Annotated in this window: 21 protein-coding genes and 1 pseudogene; 12 read left to right on the forward strand and 10 right to left on the reverse strand. The window is 64.8% G+C overall.

Features of this window, described 5'->3' with window-relative positions:
- Positions 1-300: 300 nt before the first annotated feature.
- Together ltrA and BN1186_RS16285 are read right to left on the reverse strand one after the other, a co-directional pair.
- Entirely contained in the window at positions 301-1,767 is a 1,467-nt protein-coding gene (gene ltrA, locus BN1186_RS10140) for a group II intron reverse transcriptase/maturase (protein ID WP_040283344.1), read from the reverse strand.
- A gap of 522 nt (positions 1,768-2,289) precedes the next feature.
- Positions 2,290-2,424 (reverse strand): hypothetical protein, encoded by a 135-nt coding sequence (locus BN1186_RS16285; RefSeq protein WP_281278461.1) that lies wholly within the window; start codon positions 2,422-2,424, stop codon positions 2,290-2,292.
- 518 nt (positions 2,425-2,942) lie between these two features.
- Between BN1186_RS16285 and BN1186_RS15555 the strand changes: the two genes are divergently transcribed.
- Together BN1186_RS15555 and BN1186_RS10150 are read left to right on the forward strand one after the other, a co-directional pair.
- Complete coding sequence (locus BN1186_RS15555; RefSeq protein ID WP_180349059.1) at positions 2,943-3,119, forward strand: hypothetical protein; 177 nt, start codon at positions 2,943-2,945, stop codon at positions 3,117-3,119.
- On the forward strand, positions 3,116-5,566 hold the full coding sequence (locus BN1186_RS10150; protein WP_040283848.1) for an ATP-binding protein: 2,451 nt from the start codon (positions 3,116-3,118) through the stop codon (positions 5,564-5,566). The genes BN1186_RS15555 and BN1186_RS10150 overlap by 4 nt, the downstream gene beginning before the upstream one ends.
- 50 nt (positions 5,567-5,616) lie before the next feature.
- Here the strand turns inward: BN1186_RS10150 and BN1186_RS10155 are convergent, their stop codons facing one another.
- Positions 5,617-6,768, reverse strand: coding sequence for a hypothetical protein (locus BN1186_RS10155; RefSeq protein WP_040283849.1), 1,152 nt, complete (start codon positions 6,766-6,768; stop codon positions 5,617-5,619).
- Between the two features lie 622 nt (positions 6,769-7,390).
- Between BN1186_RS10155 and BN1186_RS10160 the strand changes: the two genes are divergently transcribed.
- Positions 7,391-7,837: a hypothetical protein gene (locus BN1186_RS10160; RefSeq protein WP_484421939.1), complete on the forward strand. Its 447-nt coding sequence runs from the start codon at positions 7,391-7,393 to the stop codon at positions 7,835-7,837.
- Between the two features lie 289 nt (positions 7,838-8,126).
- Here BN1186_RS10160 and BN1186_RS10165 read toward each other — a convergent pair whose 3' ends face one another.
- Together BN1186_RS10165 and BN1186_RS10170 are read right to left on the reverse strand one after the other, a co-directional pair.
- Positions 8,127-9,554, reverse strand: coding sequence for a sulfatase family protein (locus BN1186_RS10165; RefSeq protein ID WP_052460023.1), 1,428 nt, complete (start codon positions 9,552-9,554; stop codon positions 8,127-8,129).
- Complete coding sequence (locus BN1186_RS10170; protein ID WP_040283850.1) at positions 9,551-10,738, reverse strand: ROK family transcriptional regulator; 1,188 nt, start codon at positions 10,736-10,738, stop codon at positions 9,551-9,553. Before BN1186_RS10170 ends, BN1186_RS10165 begins: the two co-directional genes overlap by 4 nt.
- A 264-nt stretch (positions 10,739-11,002) precedes the next feature.
- Here BN1186_RS10170 and BN1186_RS10175 point away from each other — a divergent pair, with 264 nt between their 5' ends.
- The 4 genes from BN1186_RS10175 (at position 11,003) to BN1186_RS10190 (ending at position 15,247) form a co-directional block, all read left to right on the forward strand.
- Positions 11,003-12,235 carry an ABC transporter substrate-binding protein gene (locus tag BN1186_RS10175; RefSeq protein ID WP_040283851.1) on the forward strand — a complete coding sequence of 411 codons (1,233 nt, stop codon included), beginning with the start codon at positions 11,003-11,005 and terminating at the stop codon, positions 12,233-12,235.
- A 74-nt stretch (positions 12,236-12,309) separates the two neighbouring features.
- The gene (locus tag BN1186_RS10180; RefSeq protein ID WP_052460024.1) at positions 12,310-13,158 is read left to right on the forward strand and encodes a carbohydrate ABC transporter permease; all 849 of its coding nucleotides are present in this window, start codon (positions 12,310-12,312) and stop codon (positions 13,156-13,158) included.
- Entirely contained in the window at positions 13,155-14,021 is an 867-nt protein-coding gene (locus BN1186_RS10185; protein ID WP_218975450.1) for a carbohydrate ABC transporter permease, read from the forward strand. Before BN1186_RS10180 ends, BN1186_RS10185 begins: the two co-directional genes overlap by 4 nt.
- A gap of 320 nt (positions 14,022-14,341) precedes the next feature.
- On the forward strand, positions 14,342-15,247 hold the full coding sequence (locus BN1186_RS10190) for an NAD-dependent epimerase/dehydratase family protein (protein ID WP_040283852.1): 906 nt from the start codon (positions 14,342-14,344) through the stop codon (positions 15,245-15,247).
- 13 nt (positions 15,248-15,260) lie between these two features.
- Here the strand turns inward: BN1186_RS10190 and BN1186_RS10195 are convergent, their stop codons facing one another.
- Complete coding sequence (locus tag BN1186_RS10195) at positions 15,261-15,629, reverse strand: type II toxin-antitoxin system Phd/YefM family antitoxin (RefSeq protein ID WP_040283853.1); 369 nt, start codon at positions 15,627-15,629, stop codon at positions 15,261-15,263.
- 178 nt (positions 15,630-15,807) lie between these two features.
- Here BN1186_RS10195 and BN1186_RS10200 point away from each other — a divergent pair, with 178 nt between their 5' ends.
- Positions 15,808-16,989: an Nramp family divalent metal transporter gene (locus tag BN1186_RS10200; protein ID WP_218975465.1), complete on the forward strand. Its 1,182-nt coding sequence runs from the start codon at positions 15,808-15,810 to the stop codon at positions 16,987-16,989.
- On the opposite strand, the gene BN1186_RS10205 is transcribed toward BN1186_RS10200, so the two are convergent.
- Positions 16,986-17,657, reverse strand: a complete 672-nt coding sequence (locus BN1186_RS10205) for a metal-dependent transcriptional regulator (RefSeq protein WP_040283854.1) — start codon at positions 17,655-17,657, stop codon at positions 16,986-16,988. The two genes, BN1186_RS10200 and BN1186_RS10205, sit on opposite strands and share 4 nt — an antisense overlap.
- Positions 17,658-17,776: 119 nt before the next feature.
- Between BN1186_RS10205 and BN1186_RS10210 the strand changes: the two genes are divergently transcribed.
- Positions 17,777-18,652: a MurR/RpiR family transcriptional regulator gene (locus BN1186_RS10210; RefSeq protein WP_074436998.1), complete on the forward strand. Its 876-nt coding sequence runs from the start codon at positions 17,777-17,779 to the stop codon at positions 18,650-18,652.
- Here the strand turns inward: BN1186_RS10210 and BN1186_RS10215 are convergent.
- A complete protein-coding gene (locus BN1186_RS10215) occupies positions 18,649-18,957 on the reverse strand; it encodes a hypothetical protein (RefSeq protein ID WP_139651012.1) in 309 nt (102 codons plus the stop codon). The two genes, BN1186_RS10210 and BN1186_RS10215, sit on opposite strands and share 4 nt — an antisense overlap.
- A 107-nt stretch (positions 18,958-19,064) precedes the next feature.
- On the opposite strand from BN1186_RS10215, the gene lgt reads away from it, so the two are divergent.
- Together lgt and BN1186_RS10225 are read left to right on the forward strand one after the other, a co-directional pair.
- Positions 19,065-20,027, forward strand: a complete 963-nt coding sequence (lgt, locus tag BN1186_RS10220; protein ID WP_074436999.1) for a prolipoprotein diacylglyceryl transferase — start codon at positions 19,065-19,067, stop codon at positions 20,025-20,027.
- A gap of 124 nt (positions 20,028-20,151) precedes the next feature.
- Positions 20,152-20,532: a thiol-disulfide oxidoreductase DCC family protein gene (locus BN1186_RS10225; protein WP_180349060.1), complete on the forward strand. Its 381-nt coding sequence runs from the start codon at positions 20,152-20,154 to the stop codon at positions 20,530-20,532.
- Here the strand turns inward: BN1186_RS10225 and BN1186_RS10230 are convergent.
- Together BN1186_RS10230 and BN1186_RS15560 are read right to left on the reverse strand one after the other, a co-directional pair.
- Entirely contained in the window at positions 20,527-21,177 is a 651-nt protein-coding gene (locus tag BN1186_RS10230; RefSeq protein WP_052460026.1) for an ROK family protein, read from the reverse strand. The genes BN1186_RS10225 and BN1186_RS10230 overlap by 6 nt on opposite strands.
- A gap of 688 nt (positions 21,178-21,865) precedes the next feature.
- A complete protein-coding gene (locus BN1186_RS15560) occupies positions 21,866-22,027 on the reverse strand; it encodes a hypothetical protein (RefSeq protein WP_180349061.1) in 162 nt (53 codons plus the stop codon).
- A gap of 228 nt (positions 22,028-22,255) precedes the next feature.
- Here BN1186_RS15560 and BN1186_RS10235 point away from each other — a divergent pair.
- A pseudogene (locus BN1186_RS10235) lies at positions 22,256-22,785 on the forward strand (FAD-dependent oxidoreductase).
- Positions 22,786-22,812: the final 27 nt, after the last annotated feature.

Here is a 22,812-nt window from a genome sequence, read left to right on the forward strand (position 1 = left end):
AGGAAGCCTAGATGCGGGGCCAATTGGCGGGTTAGAACAGCTTGGCAAGTAGAAGATCGACGCTCGCTTTAATCGCGAGGGTCTCGTTGCTCGTATCCAGGCTATTGCCGATATGCGTCACAAGATCTACGTCACGGAATCGGACGCCCTAGACTTCCTTCGTTCGATTCAGGACATTTCGACAGTTGGGTCGGCCTGGGGCGCGGTGTCGGGATTGCTCCCGGTCCGTTTCCCCAGGCCGCCCGCCGAACCGGACGTGCGACTTTCACCGCATCCGGCTCTCCATGAGAGAGGGCTGGTTCAGCTGGTGGTGACAGCTGGCCGGTCCCAGGGGGTAGGAATGTGGTAGCCGCGGTAGCGGTACCTGGTCACCGGGACGCTGGCGGCGCCGGTGAACCTCTTCCCGTTGTGAGCGAGGCGCCAGGTTCCGGGCAGGCAGTACCTGCGGCGGAGTTCCGGCCATCCGAGTCGGCGGTGCTTCTTGCGTAGCCATGCCGTGATCCGCTCCCACGTGTAGGAGTCGATCGCGGCGAAGGTTGCTTTGGCCACCGCATACCGGAAGTAGTTCGCCCATCCCCGCAGCACCCGCCCGAGATAGTCCATGAGGTATCCCGGGTCCTGGTGCAGGGTGTTCCTGTAGGTCATGGTCTTCACCCGCTGTCTGATCGAGGCGATCGCCTTCTTCGCGGGCAGGGTGTAGACGTACCACTTGTTGCTGCCTCGTCTCCGCATCCGTCGGATGTGGAAACCGAGGAAGTCGAACCCGTGGTCGATGTGGACCACGCGGGTCTTCTCCGGCGACAGACGCAACCCCATCGGGGCCAGCACGTCTGCCACCTCGTGACGCAACTGCTCGGCGTGTTCCTGCTGACCCTTCACCACGATGACGAAGTCATCGGCGTAACGGATCAGCCGGTAGGACGCTTTGCCGTGGTCACGGCGCCAGGCCCGCTTTCCGGCCGTGCCCATCTCATGGTCCCAGCGGCGAGTGAACTCGTCATCGAGGACTGATAGGGCAATGTTGGCCAGCAGCGGGGACAAGATCCCGCCCTGTGGGGTGCCGGTGATCGTCCCCTCGGTCGTGCCCACCGTGGTGAGCACTCCCGCTTTCAGGAACGCCTTGACCAGCGCGAGCACCCGCTTGTCACCGATCCTGCACCGGAGCCGGTCCATCAAGGCGGTGTGGTCGATCATGTCGAAACACGCCTCAATGTCGGCCTCCAGCACCCACTCATACGATTTGCTCGCGAAGTGGTGGATCTCGGCGACCGCGTCCTGCGCGCGCCGGTTAGGTCTGAACCCATAGGAGCACGACTTGAAGTCGGCCTCGAAGATGGGTTCCAGGACCAGCTTCAAAGCTGCCTGCACCACCCGGTCGGTCACGGTCGGGATGCCCAACTTGCGCAGCTTGCCGCTGGCCTTGGGGATCATCACCTGCCGCACCGGCACCGGCCTGAACTCTCCAGCCCTCAACTGGGCTCGAATGTTTCGCAGGAACTCCTCCACCCCGACCCCGGAACTGATCCGTGCCACGGTGACACGGTCCACCCCGGGAGTCTTGGACCCCTTGTTCCCGGCGACGCGTTCCCACGCCATCGTCAAGAACGCCGGATCACACACAAGGTTCCACAGGTCATCGAACCGGCGACCACCATCGGTGGCCGCCCAACCATGCAGCTTGGTCTGCATCCTCCGTACCCCCAGATAGGCCCGAGCATCGCTGGGCCATCCGGAGGCGCCGACATTCACCGGCGCGTCTTCGGACATTACATTCACCTTCTTCTGCTTTCTCTCACTGCCGCCCTTCCCCATGTGACCGGCTTTCCCGGCCTCGGAGTACTACGGCGGCTCCGCCCCACCCACACCCTTCGGCAGGCAACGCACCTATCCCCAAGAAGCGGGGAGCGGAATGCGGATGGTTCCCACGTTCACTGTTGTTCGGTTGACGGGCGAGGCGTCCGGCTTTACCCCTGCGGCATCGTCGTGGCTACGCCGTAGACCTTCACCACGACCTGCCGGACCCGACACATACCACCGTTCCGACAGTTCCCCCCCCGCCACGACCATCAGCGACGGCCCCGACAAGCGGTTACGCACCGCAAACCAGCCCCGATCCACCGGGTTAGAGCTGGGCGACGATTAAGAGGCTTTACGACACCGGTTCCTCTCGTACACCTTCCCGTCTTGCTCACCAGACACGGCCCATCCGGTAGTACTGGACCGTCCTGACTTTGTCACGGCTGCTCCCACCCACCCCAGGCGTTCCCCCAGGACAGGCTGCCGTCAGCTTCACTTGGCCGCTACGACGGCCAACCAATGCAGGTCTCCCACCTCCATCCGATACAACAGCGCCTCGTGGCGCACGACGTCTTCGTCTACGCAGATCCCCCGCACCTTGTTCAGGGCGAGGGTCTGTACCTGCATGCGTTCGACGCTGAAGCTCATCTCGAACTGGCGAATGTACTCAGTGAAGCGAAATTTCCGTGGATTTTGACTTACGACGACGACCCCCGGATCACCAATCTTCTCTACAGCGGTGGGAGACGTGCAATCTTCGACACATCGCACACTGCTCATCGTCAGCATGTTGGGACTGAATCTGTGATCTATTCTGAACAGTTGATCGTGCCCGATATGGAAATAACCGCTGGCCGAGTTGCTCGGTGGACTGCTTAGTAGACCGTAGGTCTCGGTGAGAGTGGCTTCGGCGCGGTCTGCTTTGTGTGGGTCCAGATCGTCAAACGGTGGACATCGAAGCGCTTAGTGTAGACACGACGCTTTCACCGTTCGCACAGGCAGTTCGGGTCGCGTCCTCCGCGCAGGCACCGTCAATTGAACGCGCGTTGGCCCACATCCAGCGAGATCGCGGCGGTAGAATCGTGGTGGCATCATCGGGTAGGCGGTCAAGGTTTCGCCGCGATCGCGAGCAAGGGGGGTGCGGAGTGGCGGGCATCGAATTGGAGGTCTTGGAGACCTTCCTGGCTGCACTGACCGATGTGGATGACGTGCCGCCGCAGGTGACCGAGAGCCTTGCAGCGTTGCTGGCGGCGGACAAGCTATCGAAGCCGGACCAGCTTGTGGCGCTCTACACCGATGCGAGTGGTGAGTCAGCGCTGTGATCCAGGTTCAGAAACTTCACATAGAAGAGTTTCGGGGCATCCGCGACCTTGACCTCGACCTGGGCAGCGGTTCCTTCGTGGTGGTCGGGCCGAACGGGTCGGGTAAGAGCGGAGTGGTAGACGCCATCGACTTCGCGTTGACGGGCAACGTCGCTCGCCTCAGCGGAGCTGGCACGGGCGGCATCTCTGTCGCGAAGCACGCGCCGCACGTGCACCAGCGGGATAACCCAGCCGCTGCTAGCGTCACCTTGACGTTCACACACCCAGCCAGCGGACAGACCGGTACTCTCACTCGTAGCGTGAAGACCGCGGGCCAGTTCACCCTAGAGCCCAAGACTCCCGAACTTGTCGCAGCCGTGGAATGGGCTGCTCGCCATCCTGAGTTGATCCTGTCTCGACGTGAAGTCATTAAGTATGTCAACACCGAGCCGGGGAAACGTGCCCAAGAGGTGCAGGCTCTCCTTAAGCTCGACCGTATCGACGAGACTCGTCGCCTACTCAACACGGCCCGCAACAAGACGAGCGCTGCCGCCAGGAGCGCGGACGACGCCGTGAAGTCCGCAGAGGATGCCGTCAAACGCGGCCTCGACATCACCGATCTGCTGCCGAGCGAGGTCACGGTGGCGGTCAACAAGAAGCGTGAAGTGCTCGGCCTGGCAGCGCTGCCAGCAACCACCCTTGAGACTGACCTCAGCGCCGGAGCCAGTACCGACGATAGTCAAAGCACTTTCAACCGAGCTTCGGCCATCCGGGACATCGAAGCCGTAACCAGCTACATGGCTGCGCACGAAGACCTGGACAACGCAGCGAACGATCTGGGCGCGGCGTTGAGCGATCTCGATGCCGATCCCGCAGTCCTCGACTCGCTAAAGCACCGCCAACTGGTCGAGACCGGCCTGCCACTAGTGATCAGTACCGCGTGCCCGCTGTGCGACCTGGAGTGGCCTGATGTCGCGTCGCTGCGGAAACATCTGAACGACAAGCTCACTCGATCCGAGACCGCCGCAACGCTCCAGCAGCGCATCCAGACCGCTGCGGGCAAGGTGATCGGGCAACTTCGCGGGGTGCGGTCCCTGATCCAAGCGGCACAACCGCACGCCGTCACGCTGGGACAGTCTGCGTTGCAGACGTCTCTCTTGGAGTGGTCGAATGACCTTGCCGCGTTCGAAGCGAAGCTGACGACAATCGAGTCCGTCCGTGACGAGTCCGAACGCATTACCACCGATCCCTTGTCCGCTCCGTCACCGATCGATGATGGATTGAAGACGCTTCGAGGGACGATCGAAGCACTGCCAGACCAGACCACGACCGAGGCCGCACGGACCTTCCTCACTGTTGCCCAAGATCGTTGGACTCAACTACGCCAAGCGCGGGCGAAAGCAACGAAGGCAACCGCAGCTCAAAAAGCCGCGAACGAGGTCTATGAGAAGTACAACTCTGTGGCAGACGCGGCACTGACGAAGCTCTACAAGACTGTCGAGACCGACTTCAGTAACTTCTATCGGCAGATCAACTCTGATGACGAATCATCCTTCAAGGCAGGGCTGTCACCCACTGCTGGGAAGCTTGACCTCGAAGTCGACTTCTACGGACTCGGCATGTTCCCACCGATGGCCTACCACAGCGAAGGTCACCAGGACGGGATGGGGGTCTGCCTCTACCTGGCCCTGATCAGGCAACTCCTCAAATCGGAATTCCGGCTTGCCGTTCTCGACGATGTAGTGACTTCCGTGGACACTAACCACCGCCGACAGTTCTGCAAGCTGCTCAAGGACGTCTTCCCCGACGTCCAGTTCATCATGACGACCCACGATGAGGTTTGGGCGCGACAAATGCAGTCCTCGGGACTCATCGCTCGACGTTCGCTCGCTCGATTCCACGGCTGGACCGTCGATGGGGGACCGTTCTATGGTCAAGGTGTCGACTTCTGGACTCAGATCGAAACCGACCTTGCCAGTGACGATGTTCCTGGCGCGGCTCATAAGCTGCGGCGCAATTTGGAGTCGTCACTGGCCGATGTCGCTGCGAGCATCCAAGGTCAGGTCGTGTTCCGCGCCGATAACAACTACGACCTCTCGTCGTTCTTCTCGGCGGTCAAGGGCAGGCATGGAGACCTTCTTAAGAAGGCCACGGCCTCGGCAAACTCATGGAACAACGACGCGGCGAAGCAGAAGGTCGAAGCTCTGAAGGGTGAGCGAGCGAAGGCGATCCTCGCCCAGGACGGGGAAAACTGGGCGATCAACGCTCTCGTCCACAACAACGACTGGGCGACCATGACGAAGGCGGACTTCGCACCAGTCGTTGAAGCCTGCAAGCAGTTCCTCGAACTGTTCACCTGTAGTAACGATGCGTGCGCCGGGTGGATCTACGTTCTCGGTATCCCTGGAAAGGAAGAAGAACTCCGGTGCTCCTGCGGGGACTTCAACCTGAACCTACGGAAGAAGTAACGAGCTGTCTCGTGCGCGCGACATGGTCGCACGGTGGTGCGTGCGACTGGCTAGTGAAACGTCACCAATTCTCCCGAGTGGCTTGCCGGGGAGTACTTGACCCCGACCTGGTAGCGGCGGACCGTACCGGTGTCGTCGGGGAACTCCACTGGCACCGTGAACATTAGCGCGTCGTTCTCGGGAGCGGGCTCGCCGTCGCGGGTCCCATGGACGAAGCGCAGGTTGAACATGAGGCCGCTCCGGATCTTGGCCTCAATAGCCTGCGCGAGCTCCTCATGTCCTAGCCCATCGAGCCCGGCTTTGCGCACCGAGGCTCCGTGACCGTCGGCCTCGCTCGTCAAGTAGATGAATCGTCGCTCATCGAGATCGAGCTTCAACTCACTGAGCGGGCTCTGCGCGCCACCAAGCGCGGTCAACGTGAGCGCACTGTCTTCGTCGGTCCACTCCGGTACGCCGTTGTCCATGCGGTGGTCGAGTACCACGCCGTAGAGCGTCTGCTCAACTCCGACGAGCCGGAAACCGTGGTCTCTGGTGGGTGGGGTGATGTGCGGTGAGCCGTCCTCGTCGGCTGGAACGACGAGCGCATCGCCGTCGCGGATTGCGTACTGCGGAAGCAGCATGAACGACTTGAGTGGAGTCCATGTCGAGCAGTCGATGTATCCCAAGTACGCGGCTGTCGAGTCTCGCAGTGCGGCGTCCATCGCGCTGACCTGTGTCCGCGACATGTTCGTGAGATAGAGGACGTAGTACTGCTCAGTGGCCAATCGAGGAAAGTCGTTCTTGCGAACCAGGTGCTCGTCCAGTTCCTTCCACACCCAACCGGGCGGCGCGGTGAGGATGTCGCCCTGGCTGATCGCAGTCCGCTGAGGCCCGTGACGCCAGAGCGCCGGTAACCAAGATTTCGAGAATTCGAAACCATAGTGGTCGCTTCCGGCGGCGGTGGAGTCGAAGAGGAAGGCGACCTCCGCATGTGTCGCTCGGGGAGTAAGCGCCCACCGCAGGTCGGCGTACTCCACGCCGCCCTTGGCAAGTTCGCGGGTCGTCTCGCGATGCAGCGCACGGATCAGGTCGCCGACGTGCTTGCTGTCAAGGTCGAGCGCTGCCGCACTCGATGAGACGTACACATTCGTGTAGTTGTTCAGTGAGTGAATTGTGAAAGCGGGACCTGCGGCGCCGGTAGTTACTTCGTACTCGCTACTCATGTTGCGATCGTCCCACACTGAGTGTTTCGCTCGAGGAAGTCAGCTACTCGATCGGAGACGTCGCTTTCTTGCTGTCGCGGCCTTGTGAGTGACTGCCCCTGGTGCCCCGGATGCGTTCCCGTGTTGACCACAGACCCCTCGCCGCAACGACTGTCAGTCCGTCGGTGAGCGTCCAGTGCTCGCTTGGATCACGACAGCAAGTCCTTCGTGTGCGTCCACACCGTCATCCGATGCACGCCGAGCTGCCGGGAGATCGAAACCACGCTCTCGCCGTTCGCTCGGGCAGTTCTAATAGCGTCCACTTGGCTGTCCGTCAGCGGTGTTCTAGCTCGTCTCCTAGGGTTCGCTACGACCTCGGGCTCGCCGTCGCCTGCATCTAGAGGCTCGTCGCCAAGACCGAGTTTCGCCTGTTCCCACGCGGTACCGAGCCGCTCGAACCTCAGCCAGGTGTTCGGTTTGAGTCCACCCGCGCCCACAGTAGAACTCCCTAGTCAAACGCACTTGACTAGGGAGTTTGCATGTTTGACTTTGGACCCAAGTGCCCTCAAAGGGACATAAGAGAGGTTCCTCGTTGCACGTTCGTTGCACGCCTCAGCCCCGGATGCGAGGGGTTCTTACAGTCATGAGACGTTCTGGATTGATCCGACGGTTGCCCAGCAAGCGGTACCAAGCGAGCTTCGAGCATCCTGACCTTGTAGGGCGCAAACGGGTGAAGGCACCTGTCACCTTCACGCACAAGAGCGACGCCGAGCACTGGCTGAGGCTCCAGGAGCGCGCCATCGAACGGGGAGAGTGGCTGTCTCCTGAAGAAGAAGAAGCTAGGCGACCGAAGCTCCATACCCTCCAGGAGACGTTTGACCGCTTCCTGACTCAGCGTCCTCGGACACTGGCTCTGTCCACTGTGACGGGGTACGAACAGGACTGGCGACTGCGGATCGTTCCCCATTGGGGAACCGAACTTGATGTGGAGACCATCACCCATGATGAGGTGTGGGAGTGGCGTCAGGGTCCGCTGGGTGCTGAACGGCGCCGTGATCGCTCCACCCTGCCTTGTTCAATGAGTTGTTGACGAAGGCCACCCACTGGGGATCGATCGACAAGAACCCCGCTGCGGGGGTGAGCATCCCGCGGAAGACGAAAGCGATGGAGCAGCGGCATGTGTTCGACCTGGATGATGTGCGTCGCTATCTGCAGGCCGCCGAGCCTCAGCACGTGGCGATGTTGGCGCCGGTGGCATTGGGCGGGTTGAGGTCGGGCGAGGTGCGAGGTTTGCGCCGGATGGAACTCGACATCGACAGTCCAGGAGCCGAGCCAGCGGGCGGAGCGCCCTGCTGCGTGGTTCCGCGCTCGCTCTCGTCCTACGTGGTCCGGTGTGCGTCGGGCACCGGAGCGATCGAACGCTCCAGATCGAGTCCGACCTCATCTGCCCAGGCATTGTGGCTGCGCAGCAGTCGCTGTGTCACCCTTGGCTCATTTGCGAACTCATTCGAGCTCTCGCCAATGTCGGAGCGAAGGTTGCTGAGGTGCCAGCCGCTACCCATGGGGGCGTGCTCGTAGGCCCTCAGGTGGTGGACGTCGGGGTGGTCGGGGTCGGTCCACGTGAGTTTCCAGTCGCCTTCCCTGGTCGCGAACTGGAACCCACAGTCCCAATGCAGAGAACGCTCGATCATGACGGATCGAAGCATGACGGGCAGCAGGTCTTCGCCGTCCATCGGTGCCTGCTCCGACGAGCCGGAGAGGCTGCGGAACGTGGCCATGATGTCTAGGGTGCTCGCAGGGGTCTCCCGCTCTTCACCCGCTGGGATGGTACCGGGCCAGCGCCACAGCATCGGGATGCGGATACCCCCCTCCCACAGGGTGTATTTGGTGCCCCGCAGGGGCGTGTTGTCACCGAAATTGCAGGTTGAACCGCCGTTGTCCGTGATGTAGAGGACAAGGGTGTCTTCGGCCAGGCCAAGCTCGTCGAGCTGGTCGAGCATGGCGCCGATCTCGCGGTCCATGAGCTCAAGTTGGGCCAAGTAGTATTCACGCCCATGGGGCAGATTGGGCACGACCACGTCGTCGTACCACTCGCCGTACGGTACGCCGGTCTCCGGGCTCCAGTCCTGGTAGGCGGGCAGCCCTCGCTTGTCGAGTTCCTCCCGGGGCAGTTGCCAGCAGAAGTTGTGCACGGCGTTGAACGCCACCATGCAGAAGAATGGCCGTTCGTCATCCGCTGTGATGAACTTGCGGGAACGCTCGCCGAGGATCTCCGTCAGGAATCCCTCAATCTCGACCGGGTCGTCGCCTTCCAGGAGCGGCTGGACAGCCATAGCGACGGCGACCTCCTCGCCGCGTTCGGCCGCGACATCAGCTCCACGCTGCATGTAGTGCAGGCGCCCCATCGAGTGGCCGGCCAGACCGTAGAGCGTTTCCTCGAAACCGTGGTGCGGGGGACAGGCGCGGTCACCGACGTCCTCGGGGCCATAGTGGACCTTCCCGAAGTAGCCGGTGCGGTAGCCCGCATCCTTCAGCACCTCGGCGAGCGTGGGGATGGAGTCGCTGTCCGGGAATTTGGCGGAGTCGAACCACAACGAGCCCCAACGCTCCTGATAGAGCCCCGTCATGATCGCGGCGCGAGACGGGCTGCAGATCGGTGCTGTCGAATAGGCGTTGGTGAAGGAAACACCTTCGGCTGCAATTCGGTCCAAGGCCGGCGTCGCGACATCGGCACGGATGCCGAGGTGGCTCTGATCCGCGTACCCATGGTCGTCTGACACGATGAAGATGATGTTGGGCTTTGTCATGCGATGGCTCCTTTGGGGTTCAACTGGGCGAGCGGTTCTCCTGCTGCGAGGCGCTGGGCGATGTACTTCCGTGCCATGAGTGCTGCCGCCTCAGCGCCGCGGCTGCCGGCGCCGCGAAGCTCAGCGAGAGCCAAGAGCTCTGGGGCAGTGCCATGCGGGAGGCTGTCCTGATGGCCCTGCGCGAGACGCTGGAGGAAGGGTTCACCGGCGCGGCTGAAGTCGCCTCCCAGCACCATGACCTCCGGCTCGATCAGCAAGGTCAGTGTCGACGTGGCTTTCGCGATGCTGTCGGCTGCCTCGTGGAAGACACGCACTGCCTTGGGCTGGCCCGAGGTGTACTGCTCGAGAGCCGCGTCGAAATCACTCACGGCGAGCTCATGCTGGGCAACCAGTGAAGACGCGTAGAGGGAGAGGCATCCGCGCGAACCGCAAGCGCACAGAGGACCTGCAGGATCGATGCTGACGTGGCCGAGTTCGCCGGCACCCCCTCGGGCCCCGCGAAGGGGCTCCCCGTCGATGACCACGGTTGCTGTGATGCCCGCGCTGGCGTGGAGGAACAGCATGCTCTGGTGGCCCCGCCCAGCTCCCCATTGGGCCTCCGCGAGAGCTTCAAGCCGGCTGTTGTTCTCGACGACGACGGGGATACCGAGGAGTGAGCTGACCTCGTCGCCGATCTTCACGCGGGACCACCGAGTTTCGGGATGCGTGTGGACCTCATGCGTGACAGGGTCAATCCGACCGAAGAACCCGACACCCGCAGCCGACAGGTTCGCGATGTCAGCGAACGAGCAGGCGTCGCGAGTCATCCGTGAGATGGCTAGGAGCACGTCTTCAGGGGTTGCTACGCCCGGCTCCAAGTCGGCCTGACGCTGGGCGATCGTCTCCCCACTGAGGGATGCAAGGTGGACTTCGACACGTCGCGTAGTCACTTGAATGCCGATAACCGGGGCGAGAGACGGTGACACGCTTAGGACCGGACCGGCCCGTCCGTCGCGGTTTCCCGGCGCGTCATGGACTTCGGTGATCGCGCCGCCTTCAAGCAGATCCGTGACGACATCAGTGACGCGGCTGCGCGAGATGCCAAGTTCGCGGGCGAGGGCGGCCCGATGCTGAGGTCCCTCAGCGATGAGCAGACTGAGGAGGCGGTCCGGTGTGGATGCACGCCGAGCGAACGCCCTGTTCATTGGTAGCCCCCTTCCTGTGGTAACGAAAGCATAGCATTTGGGCTCATTTACGTTCAGATTCAGAACAAGTTCACCCCGGATGTTCCATACTCAGGGAAGTATGTGCATAATATGAACGCACCGCAGAGAGCGGCCTCCGTCACGGGGTGGTGACGTTCAAGGAAGGATTTCGAGATGAAAGCAAGCCGACGTCAAGTGCTGGCCATGGGGGCGGTCAGCGCGGCCGCGATCGCTGCGACTGGTTGCAGCGGTGATACTGATGTTGTGAGCCCCAAGTCCCCGGCTGCGGGCACGGGCAGTGCGGACAGCGGTCCGGTCACGCTCGAGTTCTGGTCGTGGGCTGCAGGCATGGATGCCGTGGTCTCGGCGTTCAACGAATCGCAGAGCGAAGTGACCGTGAAGCTCAGCCCGAGCCAGTCGGACCAGCCCGGCTATCAAAAGCTCGAATCGGCCGTGGCGTCCAACACTGGCCCGGATATTGCACAGGTCGAGTTCATGATGGTCCCTTCGATGGCGATCGCCGGGGCCCTGCAGGACGTCACCGAGCTGGCCAAGACCTATGCCGATCGTTACCCCGAGGGCGCATGGGCCGCGGCTGGCTTCCAGGGCTACCAGTTCGGGATCCCGAACGACGAAGGTCCGATGGTCACCTACTACAACCGGGCCGTCCTGTCTGAGATCGGCAGCCTGATCCCCGCCACGTGGGAGGAGTACCGGGAGGTCGCGGAAAAGCTGAAGACGGACAAGGGCGCCTACCTCGGCACCCTGCTCACCAAAGGTCCTTTCGTAGCCGCCCTCGCCATCCAGAACGGCGCCAAGTGGTTCGATGCCTCGAACGACCGTTGGACGATCAGGATCAATGACGATGCCACCGTCGAGGCACTCGACTTCTGGCTGCAGATGGCCAAGGACGGAGTCGTGAACGTCGATCCCGGTTTCAACCCCGGCTTCTGGGCCATGCTCGACTCCGGCCAGGTCAACAGCTACACCATCGGCGCCTGGGGTTACCGTGGCATGCTCGGCAACCTCAAGGAAACGGTGGGTGATTGGCACGTCGCCCAGGCGCCGCAGTGGAGCTCCACGAAGGCCAGCGCCCCGTACGGGGGTTCAACCTGGGCCATCACCAAGAACTGTGAGCATCCCGAGGCGGCCTTGGCGTTTGCGGATTGGGTTGCGAGCAACCCCGAGTCCCTCAACATCCAGTTTGAGAACTCCGGCTTCTACCCCTCCTCCGGGCTCACCGCAGGGATCTCGGGATATGACGATCCGAACGAGTTCTTCGGCGGTGACGCGCTTGGTCCCGCATTCCAAGAGGCCGCGTCCATGGTCCCCACGGACTGGCAGTGGGGCCCCACCATGGCTTCCGTCTTCACATTGATCGAAGACCGCCTCGCTGCTGCGGTGCAATCCGGTAGCAGCGCCGCCATGTTCGCAGAGGTGCAGGCAGAGACGGTCAAGAAGCTCAAGGAAAGTGGCTTGGAGGTCGCGGAGGGATGATGTCTGCAGCCACCGTCAGCAGACCGTCGCGACGATTGCGCCGAGCCCACGCTGCAGAACGTCGCTCGGCCTGGATGCTGCTGCTTCCCCTCGTCGTATTGTTCCTGTTGTTCTTCGCCGCACCCATTGGGCTCGCTGCCATCGAGAGTCTGACTGTCACGACATCGAGCGGGTTGGGTCTCGGCGAGGCCACCACGAAGTTTGCCGGTGCCACTCATTATCAAGCGGTGCTCAGCGACCCTGGAATTCTGGCTGGGTTCGGGCGAGTCCTTCTCATCGGACTGATCCAGGTCCCAACCATGCTCATCCTTGCGACGATCATGGCGCTTCTCTTTGATTCCGGAATGGTGAAGCTGCGCGCATTCTTCCAGACGTCTGCGTTTCTGCCGCACGCCATCCCGGGTGTCGTCTCCGCCCTCCTGTGGTCGGCGCTGTACCTGCCCCAGGTGAGCCCCATCGTAAGGGGGCTTGAGGCCCTCAGTGTCAATGCCGACTTCTTGGGCAGCAATGTCGTGCTCTTCTCGATCATGAACATGACCACATGGGAGTGGACGGGGTACAACATGATCATCCTCTACACGGCCCTCCAGTCGATCCCCCGAGAGGTCCTCGAATCTGCGGAGGTGGACGGGGCCTCCCGGATCAAGACGGCACTGCAGATCAAGCTGCCCTTGATCGTGCCGGGTCTCGTCGTGACGACGATGTTCTCGATCATCGGCTCCCTACAGCAGTTCGCTGCTCCGATGGTGTTGAGGGCGATCACGAACAGCGTGGACTCCCGATTCACTCCCAACTTGGCCGTTTACAGCCTCGCGGCAGAGGGTTCCCAAGGACAGGCATCAGCTTTGTCCCTCGTTATTGCAGCCCTGGCGCTGGTGCTCTCCCTGGGTGTCCTGCAGTTGCAGAAAGTGCGAGACCGATGATGAACACGCAAGCGAAGCGCTCCCACAAGTTCTGGCCGACGGTGATCGCCACGGGCATCGTCGTCCTCCTGACCGTGTACTTCCTGTTCCCGGTCTACTGGCAATTCATCGCGACATCCAAGACGTCCAACGAGTTGGCGACGACCAACGGCCTGCTGCCCTCCATACCTCCCAACACCTGGGGGAACCTCAAAGCCCTGTTCACAGCTGAGGGCGGGGTGTATCCACGGTGGTTTGTGAACTCACTCATCTACTCCGGTGTGGGTGGCGTCCTGTGCACGTTGATCTCCGGCATTACGGGATACGTCCTTGCGTTCCTGAAGTTCCGGGGCCGGAGCCTGGTGACGGTGATCATTCTCATCGGCACTCTGGTGCCAGCCACGGTGCTCGCCTTCCCGCTCTACCTCCTCCTGGCCAAGATGCACCTGATCGACACCTACTGGGCGTTCCTGCTCCCCAGCCTGGTCAGCCCCCTGGCCGTATTCCTGTCGAGGATGTTCGCCCAGCAGAGCATTCCCTACGAAGTCATCGAGGCGGCCCGCATCGATGGCATGGGCGAGATCCGGATCGCCTTCGGCATGGGTCTGCGACTCATGGGTACTGGTCTGGTGACGGTTCTCCTGCTGCAGGTGATCGCCATCTGGAACAACTTCTTCCTCCCCCTGATGGTTCTCACCTCCAGCGACCTGTACCCGGCCACACTCGGTCTGTACATGTGGAACAGCCGGGTGACCCAAGCCCCGGATTACCAGGTGCTCGTGCTGGTGGGAGCGCTCATCGCCTGCATCCCGCTGGTGATCCTCTTCCTCAGTCTCCAGCGCTACCTCAAGGCCGGCCTCACCGCGGGCGCCGTCAAGGCCTGACGGGCCCCGCGCACGGCCCGCAGGTCCCCCCAGCCCGCTTCGACGAGCTGCACTGGCACCGCCTTCAGGTACATCACGCGCCCGGGATGGCAACCTGGGTTTATGAATTGCCCGACCATTCGGGATATCTCCGCCCTCGTGGGTGTCTCACCCGCCAAGGTCAAGGCTCTCGTCGACGAGGCCCTCGCCACGCTGGAGCCCATGCTGAAACCGCCACTTACACCGTTAATCGGACAGTCCCTCACGACATGCCGGGGTGGTTCAAATTGGCCTTGGCATGGTTGCTTGAGTATGCCGGAGGGTGTGGAACAGTGGATGGCATGGACACTGCCAGGCAACCGATCGTCGTCACTGGGGCCAACGGGCTCGTCGGGGCAGAGGTGTGCGCCGTGCTGAGCGAACGAGGGGTGCCCGTGCGCGCCGTCGTCCGCAGGGAGGGATCGGCGCCGCGGTTGCCGGGGGTCGACGAGGTGGTCGGCGAGCTCCACGACCCGGAGTTCGCCGCGAGGTTCGCGCGAGGGGCGGCCGCCGTCGTCCACACGGTGCACCCCATGGGCGATGACGACCTGCAGGCCACGGCCGTCGACTGGGCCGCCTCGCTCGCGCAGGCCGTGCGCGACGCCGGGGTGGAACTGTTCGTGCAGGTCTCGACAACGTCCGTGTACGAGCGCGTGGCCGACACCGGCGACGTCGACGAACATGCCAAGCTCGTGGACGACTCGGCCAACCTCTACGCCGTCACCAAGCGTGACACCGAGCGGGCGATCGGGGCGGTGGACGGCATGACGCGGGTCATGGTGCGGCCCACGTCGATCTTCGGGCCCGGGGAGACCTCGATCTGGAACACGGTGCGCCCCGAGGGGATCCGCGAAAAGGCGGAGGACCGGACCGACGACCCGGATCGCACCTTCGGCTACGTGCACGTGACCGACCTGGCCGAACTGATCGCCGACATCGCCACCGGCAGGATCGCGCCCTCGGCCGATCCGGAGGAAGGCCCCGTGCCCGGGGAGGTCACCGCGGTCAACGCTGTGAGCGGCACGGTCGCCTACCGCGAGTACCTGGGGCCCGTGTGCGAAGCCCTCGGGGTGGACCCCGTCTGGGAGCCGCGCCCCGCGTTCCGCGCGGAGCTGCTGGCTGACCGGGCGCGTTCCTGGGGTTGGGCTCCGAAGGTGAGCTTCGAGGAGTCCATGGCCGAACTGCTCGAGGGGCTCGCCAGCCAGTGAGCCACACCCGGGATCATGCCTGAATGATCGGGACGAATCCCTCCAGCCCCTCGACGTCCTGCACGTTGCGCGTCAGCACCGCTGCTCCGTGAGCCGCGGCGCGGCGATCATCGGGGCGATCGCCCGGCCACGCATCCCGCGCCCGGGGGTCCTCTGCGTCTCGGTCGAGCGCACTCTCACGAGCCCAGGCAGCGTCGCCTCCCAGCTCCATGAGCAGGACGTTGAGATCTTCGACGCGCGTCCACTGCGCTGGGCGGATGGGCATGAGGGTGGCGATGGGCTCGCCGTGATCCGTGACTGTGTACGTCTGCCCACTCTTCACGTCCCGGAGCATCGGGGTGGGGTTGCGGCGGAGCTCGCCGACGCTGATCGTGCCAGCCATGGGGACCACCTCACGTAGATCTACAGCGTATCCCGGCGCGCCTCCCGAGCAACGGGGTAAAGTTCGGTGCACCGAACATTGATATTCATCGCACCGAGGGGGAGTGGTGGAAGCGCGCGAGAGGATCGCACCCGCAGCTACGGACAGGCGGCTTCGGGGCCGGAAGCCGGCCTGGCTGATCGGGCCGGCGCTGGTGGCGGGCGTCGCGTACCTCGACCCGGGCAACGTCGCCGTCAACATGTCGGCCGGCGCCCAGTTCGGCTACCTCCTGGTCTGGGTGCTCGTGGTGGCCAACGTCGCGGCATGGCTGATCCAGTACCTGTCTGCGAAGCTGGGGCTCGCCACCGGCCGGAGCATGGCGGAACTCCTCGGCGAGCGGCTCGGCAGCACCGCCGGCCGTGTCCTCTTCGGGCTGCAGGCCCAGTTCGTCGCAATCGCCACGGATGTCGCCGAGGTCATCGGCGGCGCAGTGGCCCTCTGGATCCTCTTCGACGTACCCCTCGTGGCGGGCGCGATCATCACCGGGCTGGTCTCGACGGTGTTGCTGCTGGTGCAGTCAGAACGCGGCGCGAAGGCCTTCGAGTTCACCATCATGGGCCTGGTGGTCGTCATCGTGCTGGGCTTTTGTTACGGCCTCTTCCTCGCCCCGCCGGCCCTGGCGGATGTTGCCGGGGGACTGGTGCCCAGGTTCGACGGCGCGCAGTCCGTCCTGCTGGCCGCCAGCATCATGGGGGCCACCGTCATGCCGCACGCCATCTATGCGCACTCCTCGCTGGCCCGTGACCGCTTCGGGGCCAGCGACATCGCGCCCGCCCGGCTCATCCGCGCCACCCGGCTCGACGTGACGATCGCGCTGGGCATCGCCGGGTCCGTCAACCTCGTCATGCTGCTGGTGGCCGCCACGGTGCTGCCCGGGGTTGCGGGAACGGAGAGCCTGGAGGGCGCGCACCTCGCCATCCACGACGCATTGGGCGCGACCGCGGGGCTGCTGTTCGCCGTCGCCCTGCTCGCCTCCGGGCTGGCGTCGACGGCAGTGGGCGCTTACGCGGGCAGCGACATCATGGGTGGTCTGTTCCGCACCAAACTGCGGCTCCTCACCCGCCGGTTGCTCACCATCATCCCCGCCATTCTGGTGCTGGCCAGCGGCATCGACGCCACCTTCGCCCTGGTGCTCAGCCAGGCGATCCTGTCCTTCGGCATCCCGTTCGCCGTCGTCCCTCTGGTGTGGCTCACGGCGCAGCGCGGCCTGATGGGCGGCTACGTCAACGCCCGCGGCACGACGGTTGCCGGATGGGTGGTCGCCGCCGGGATCATCGCGCTCAACGTGGCGCTGCTGGCCATGGAACTGGGCGTGGTTTAGGGGCGCACCCAGACGGCGTCGGTGGCGGCGCGGCCCAGGGTGAGGGTCTCGTCGGAGCCGTCGACGGTGACCTCGATGCCGCCGGAGTACGGCGCGCCCGGCTTGGCCTCGAGGACGGTGCCGACGCCGATGTTGCGCTCGGCGAAGAACTGCAGCAGGCCGGGGTCGTCGTCGGAGATGCGTTCCACTGGGGCGGGGCGGCCCACGCCCAGGTCTGTCAGCGTGATGGCGTGGAGTTGCGCGACGCTGCCGTCGGGGCGGGGGATGGGGTCGCCGTGGGGGTCGCGCTCCGGGTGGCCCAGGTGCTCGTCGATGCGCTCGATCAGGAAATCCGAGACAGCGTGCTCCAGGTGGTCCGCCTCCACGTGCACCTGGTCCCAGCGGTAGCCCAGGACCTCCACGAGGAACGTCTCCAGAAGCCGGTGTCGCCTGACCATCGCCACGGCATGCGCGTGGCCCTCGGGGGTCAGGGTCATGGAGCCGTACGGCGTGTGGTTGACGAGACCGAGTTCGCCCAGCTTGCGCACTCCTTCAGACGCCGTCGAGAGGCGCACCCCGACGCGGGCGGCGACGGCTGAGGTGGTGACGGGTTCGTCCGACCATTCCCCGAGGCCCCAGATGGCCTTGAGGTAGTTCTGCGTGCTGGTCGACAGCGCCGAGACGGACATGCCGGAAGCCTAACAAGGGTGGCCCCGACCACCATTCAGAAGGAGGGCGCATGGCCGAGAACAGGCGCGATACATATCCGTATCTGGATTGTTTAGTCCTGCCGGAATACGATCGAGTAATGGCTTCCCACGAGACGACTTCAACCACAGGTGTGGTACCGCGCATCGAAGCGATGCTGCCCAGCCTCCGCCCAGCCGAGCGGCGCGTCGCCGAGGCGGTGCTGACCGACCCCGCGGCGGTGGCGCGGGAGTCGATCTCGACCTTCGCTGAGCGTTGCGGCGTCTCCGCCCCCACCGTCGTGCGCTTCTCCAAGCGGGTGGGTTTGGCCGGCTACCCGCAACTGCGCGTCGCGCTCGCCATGGCCGCAGGCGCTGAGGAGGGCCGGACCGGGCGCCAGATGGCTGCCGGCATCGTGAGCGCGGGCGACTCGCTGGCCGATATCGCGGCGAAGGTGGCGCACGCCAACGCCAACTCCATCGAGGAGACGCTGGCGGTGCTCGACATGGGCGCGCTCAAGGCCGCCGTACGCGTCCTGTCGGGTGCTGGGAAGATCGACATGATGGGTATCGGGGCAAGCTCGTTGACCGCCAGCGACCTGGCTGACAAGCTGCAGCGTTTCGGCTACACCACCTGGCACCACACGGACCGGCACGCGGCAGTGACCGCCTTCGCTCTCCGCGGCAAGAGCGACGTGGTGGTGGGCATCTCCCACGCCGGCGCCACTGCCGATGTGGTGGAACCACTACGCCTCGCCTCGGGTCTGGGCGCGAAGGTCATTGCCATCACCAGCGATGAGGGCTCGCCATTGGCGAAGATTGCCGACATCGTGCTGGCCTATCGCTCCAAGGAACCCGCCTTCCGGTTGGGCGCCATGGCCAGCCGTATCGCCCAACTCACCGTCGTGGACTGCCTGTTGGCAGGCATCGCGATGAAGGAGGTTGATTCTGTGCGTTCCGCGCTGGACAGCACATTCAAGGCCGCCAGCCACCTTTAAGCGGCTGCCGCTTTCATCCGGGCCCGCTCGTAGGCGACCAGCGCCGCGCCGGAGAGTTCCGCAGGGCTGGGCCGAGGCGACTTCACCCCGATGCCGGGGCCGGACACCGTCCAGGAGCCCGACGGCGTGCATTCACTCTTGGCCACCACGACGGAGCCCCGCGGGGTGGGGAAGGACAGGCGGGGGCGGTGGTCGTCCACGACGATCTGCCCCTCCAGCTCTGGACGCACCGCGATGAGGTGCGACTTGACGGAGAAGATCAGCAGCAGATCTGAGATGCCGGTGTCATCGAGTAATTCGTTCATGCGGATCACTCTGCACACCGGCTCTGACATTTTCTGGGCGCGCCGTCTCACGGCCTGCCCTGTGAATGCCCGGCCGGGTTCTTTGGCGGGTATGGGAAACTAGGCCCGTGAACCCACTCGTGCTGACGTTTCCGGATTTCGACCCCGTCGCCTTCAGCGTCTTCGGCTGGCCGGTCCACTGGTACGCGATCATGTACCTCCTCGCGTTCGCCATGGCTTACGGCCTGATGCGGCGACGCCTGCGGCACGAGCCCTACCGCACCGTCACGAAGCCGGCCCCGTGGACGCCCAACGACATCGAGGACATCCTCCTGATGGCCATCATCGGTGTGATGGTGGGCGGCAGGCTGGGGTACTGCTTCTTCTACCAACCCTCCTACTACCTCCAGAATCCGCTGGAGATCCTGCAGTTGTGGGACGGCGGCATGAGCTTCCACGGCGGCGCGGTGGGCGTCGTCCTCGGGATGGCCTGGTACGCGTGGCGCAAGAAGCGGCCCTTCCTGCAGGTGACGGACTTCCTCGCGCCCAGCGTCCCCATCGGCCTGGCCGCGGGCCGTTTCGGCAACTTCATCAACGGCGAGCTCTGGGGCCGCCAGGCGTCAGATTCCCTGCCGTGGGCCATGATCTTCCCCACCGGCGGCGACGTGCCCAGGCACCCGTCGCAGTTGTACCAGATGCTCCTGGAGGGCGTCCTCCTGTTCGTCCTGCTGTGGCTCTACGCCCGCAAGCCGCGCTTCCGCGGCCAGGTCTCCGGCGCGTTCCTCGCGGGCTACGGCCTGTTCCGGTTCATCGCGGAGTTCTGGCGGGAGCCGGACGCGCACCTGGGCATCCTGGGTCTGGGTCTCAGCATGGGTCAGTGGCTGTCGTTGCCGATGATCGTGATCGGCGCCACCATGTGGATCTGGGCCCGCTCCCGGGCTCAGGACGACCGCGAAGAGCCTGTGGACAACCCGGAGGATAACTCCGACGGCGAGCCACTCCCCGACGACGACGTCACCGTCGCCGATGAGCCCAGCGACACGCCCAGTCAGGCCCAGATCACGCCAGATGAGCCCACCCGGGACGCCTGATGCATCAGTTATCCACAGCTTGTCGACATCGCAGAGGTCACTACGGCGTGTCGTACTTGCCAATGGGGCGTTGACAGGCATGAATGCTGATTCTGCCGACGGCAGGAGGCCTGGGGATAACCACGTGGACAACTCCTGGCCCGCACAGCCCCTCATGCTGTACGACGGGGATTGCGGCTTCTGCACCGCATCGGCCCACGCGGCCCGGGGGAGATGGTTCGGCGCCCGGGTGGAGGTGCAGCCCCTCCAAAGTGCCGATCTGGTTGTCCACAACCTCACTGTGGATAAGTGTGAAGAAACGCTCCACATGGTGGACAGCGACGGCGGGATCCACGTCGGCAGCGACGCCGTTGCCGCGGTGCTCAGGCACTCGCGCCTGCCCTGGCCGCTGATCGGGGCCGTGTTGCGGCTGCCGGGTGTGCGATCGGTGGCGCAGAAGGTGTACGCCGTCGTGGCGCGCCATCGCCACCGACTGCCGGGCGGCTCGCCCGCCTGCGAGCTATAGGGTCTGGCGGCGGGCCAGCAGCGGGTCGACCCACGCCGCCGGATCCCGCATCACGGGCCCGAGCGCGGCCAACCCCGCCCCCATGGCGGCGCGCAGCGGCGCCCGGTCGATGAGCTCCAGTTCGATGCCGGAGTGCGGTGCCCACAGGACCCGTGTGATGAGGTGCTTGAGCAGCGGTGCCCGTAGCCAGTCGCCCAGCCGGCCGAGGTGGCCGCCCAGGCGCACCGTGCTCACATCGAGCAGATTGAGCGCTGCCCCCAGCGCGATCCCCAACGCCTCCGCCATCCGTTCGACGGCCTCCTCGGCCTGGGTGTCGCCGTCGGCGAGGGCCTGCAGCACGGCCTCCATGTCGTCGTGGCCGGCGGCCTTGAGGAACGCGCGGAGCCCGGCGACCGTCTCCAGACAGCCCGTGGCCCCGCAGCCGCACAGTTCGCCGTCGGGATTGACGCAGATGTGGCCCACCTCGCTGGCCCACCCGTGCCGGCCGCTGAGCAGGGATCCGTCCATGGACACGGCCGCGCCGATGCCCACCTCGCCGGTCACGTACAGGAAGGATGAGCCCGGCTCGTCGCGCAGCACGGTGAGGGCGGAGCAGTCGATGTCGTTGCGCACGGCCAACTCGACGGGTTCGCCCCGGAAGGTCACATCCCAGTAGCTGCGGGTCGTAGCCCTCCCAGCCGAGGTTCGGTGACCTGACGATGCGCTGCCCTGCCCGGTCCACCAGGCCGGGAACCGCGAGGATCGCGCCGACGACGCGGGCGCCGTCGGGCACCTCGGCCAGCGTCTCGTGGGCCAGCGTCGACAGGTGCGACATCGCCTCCGCCACGCTGAGGCTGGTGCTGTCAATGTCGACGGCGTGCCGGGCGACGGTGTCCCCGGTGAGGTCGACGAGCGTGGCCACCATGCGTTCGACGTTGACCTCCAGGCCCAACGCGAACACCGAACCAGAACGCACCAGGAGTCGCGGAGAAGGTCCTGGTCCTCGGTGCCCCGCACGATGGGGAACGGCGGGCCGTCCGCGTGCGCCCCCGACGGCCTGGCCCTCGCTGACCAGGCCACCGATGACAAGGTCGTCGACGAGGCGGGAGACCGTGGAGCGGGTCATGCCAAGCCGCCCGGCGATGTCGGCGCGCGACACCGAGCCGCTGCTGGCGCGCACCTCACCGAACACCAGCGCCAGATTCTGCGCCCGCACAGACGCCTGCGTCATGCCTGTCGAGTTGGCGGCTTGCGCCTCGGCCATTGCCCTCCTGGTCCGAAGATTGTTTCGGTTCAGCTCATTGTGGCGGATGGATCGTGCACGCGTGGCCCACCGCGCCAGATGGTGGTGTGCTCAGCTGTCCTCACCAGGCCTGCGGCGGCCCCAGCGCAGGATCCGCCGCAGCTGCACGATGATGAAGAAGACCACCACGACGGCGGCCAGTGTCAGCAGGGTCAGCGGCAGGGCCGGCACGGCGCCGACGGGTTCGGCCGGGACGTCCAAGGGGAACAACATGGGCCCATCATGTCACCCCGATGCGGCTCTGGCGTGCACGCTTACCCACCGTCAGTGCCCCAGCCGTGCAGGTTCGTGCACGGTTCGCCAAACCGGGGGCGGCGAAATCCGGTCCCACTTAGGGTGATAGAAGGGATCCCGAGGAGGTTGCTCATGCGCAGGCTGTCTGCTGACGTCGTGGTGATCGGTGGTGGCTCGACGGGCGCCGGCGTGGTGCGGGACGCGGCAATGCGTGGCTACCGTGCCGTGCTCGTGGACCGTTCGGACCTGGCGCAAGGCACCACGGCCGGTTCCACGGGCTGCTCCACTCCGGCGGCCGCTATGTGGTCAGCGACCCGGTGTCGGCCACCGAGTGCGCCGAGGAGAACGTCATCGTCTCGCGCATCCAGGCCCCAGCCGTCGAACGTACGGGCGGCTACTTCGTCGCCGTGCCGGGCGACGACCCGGATTTCGGGGATCTCTTCCTGGAAGGCGCCGCGAAGGCCGGGGTGCCCGCCCGGGAGATCGCCGTATCGGAGGTGTTGCGCCGCGAGCCCCGCCTCAACCCAGGGATCTTCCGCGCCATCGAAGTCGAAGATGCCTCCGTCGACGGCTGGCAGCTCGTCTGGGGCGCGGCGAACTCGGCGCGCCAGTACGGCGCCGAGATCCTCACCTACCACCCCGTGACGAAGGTCGACGTCGCCGACGGCCAGGTGCGCGCCGTCCACTGCTGCGATGAGCTGAGCACCGATCTGGGCGCAGTGGTGATGGCTGAGTAGGGCCGACGGCGCGGCCACCGCCCAGAG

Origin of the sequence: Tessaracoccus massiliensis (assembly GCF_000826065.2) — a bacterium.
GTDB lineage: Bacteria > Actinomycetota > Actinomycetes > Propionibacteriales > Propionibacteriaceae > Arachnia > Arachnia massiliensis_A.

Excerpts from the sequence above, each read along its gene's own strand:
- BN1186_RS10155 (WP_040283849.1), bottom strand. The coding sequence starts at position 6,768 with ATGAGTAGCGAGTACGAAGTAACTACCGGCGCCGCAGGTCCCGCTTTC.
- BN1186_RS10190 (WP_040283852.1), top strand. The coding sequence starts at position 14,342 with ATGGACACTGCCAGGCAACCGATCGTCGTCACTGGGGCCAACGGGCTC.
- BN1186_RS10180 (WP_052460024.1), top strand. The coding sequence starts at position 12,310 with ATGCTGCTGCTTCCCCTCGTCGTATTGTTCCTGTTGTTCTTCGCCGCA.
- BN1186_RS10195 (WP_040283853.1), bottom strand. The coding sequence starts at position 15,629 with ATGGCTGGCACGATCAGCGTCGGCGAGCTCCGCCGCAACCCCACCCCG.
- BN1186_RS10215 (WP_139651012.1), bottom strand. The coding sequence starts at position 18,957 with ATGAACGAATTACTCGATGACACCGGCATCTCAGATCTGCTGCTGATC.
- BN1186_RS10165 (WP_052460023.1), bottom strand. The coding sequence starts at position 9,554 with ATGACAAAGCCCAACATCATCTTCATCGTGTCAGACGACCATGGGTAC.
- BN1186_RS10205 (WP_040283854.1), bottom strand. The coding sequence starts at position 17,657 with ATGTCCGTCTCGGCGCTGTCGACCAGCACGCAGAACTACCTCAAGGCC.
- BN1186_RS10160 (WP_484421939.1), top strand. The coding sequence starts at position 7,391 with ATGAGACGTTCTGGATTGATCCGACGGTTGCCCAGCAAGCGGTACCAA.
- BN1186_RS15560 (WP_180349061.1), bottom strand. The coding sequence starts at position 22,027 with ATGTTGTTCCCCTTGGACGTCCCGGCCGAACCCGTCGGCGCCGTGCCG.
- BN1186_RS16285 (WP_281278461.1), bottom strand. The coding sequence starts at position 2,424 with ATGCAGGTACAGACCCTCGCCCTGAACAAGGTGCGGGGGATCTGCGTA.
- BN1186_RS10210 (WP_074436998.1), top strand. The coding sequence starts at position 17,777 with ATGGCTTCCCACGAGACGACTTCAACCACAGGTGTGGTACCGCGCATC.
- ltrA (WP_040283344.1), bottom strand. The coding sequence starts at position 1,767 with ATGTCCGAAGACGCGCCGGTGAATGTCGGCGCCTCCGGATGGCCCAGC.
- BN1186_RS10170 (WP_040283850.1), bottom strand. The coding sequence starts at position 10,738 with ATGAACAGGGCGTTCGCTCGGCGTGCATCCACACCGGACCGCCTCCTC.
- BN1186_RS10185 (WP_218975450.1), top strand. The coding sequence starts at position 13,155 with ATGATGAACACGCAAGCGAAGCGCTCCCACAAGTTCTGGCCGACGGTG.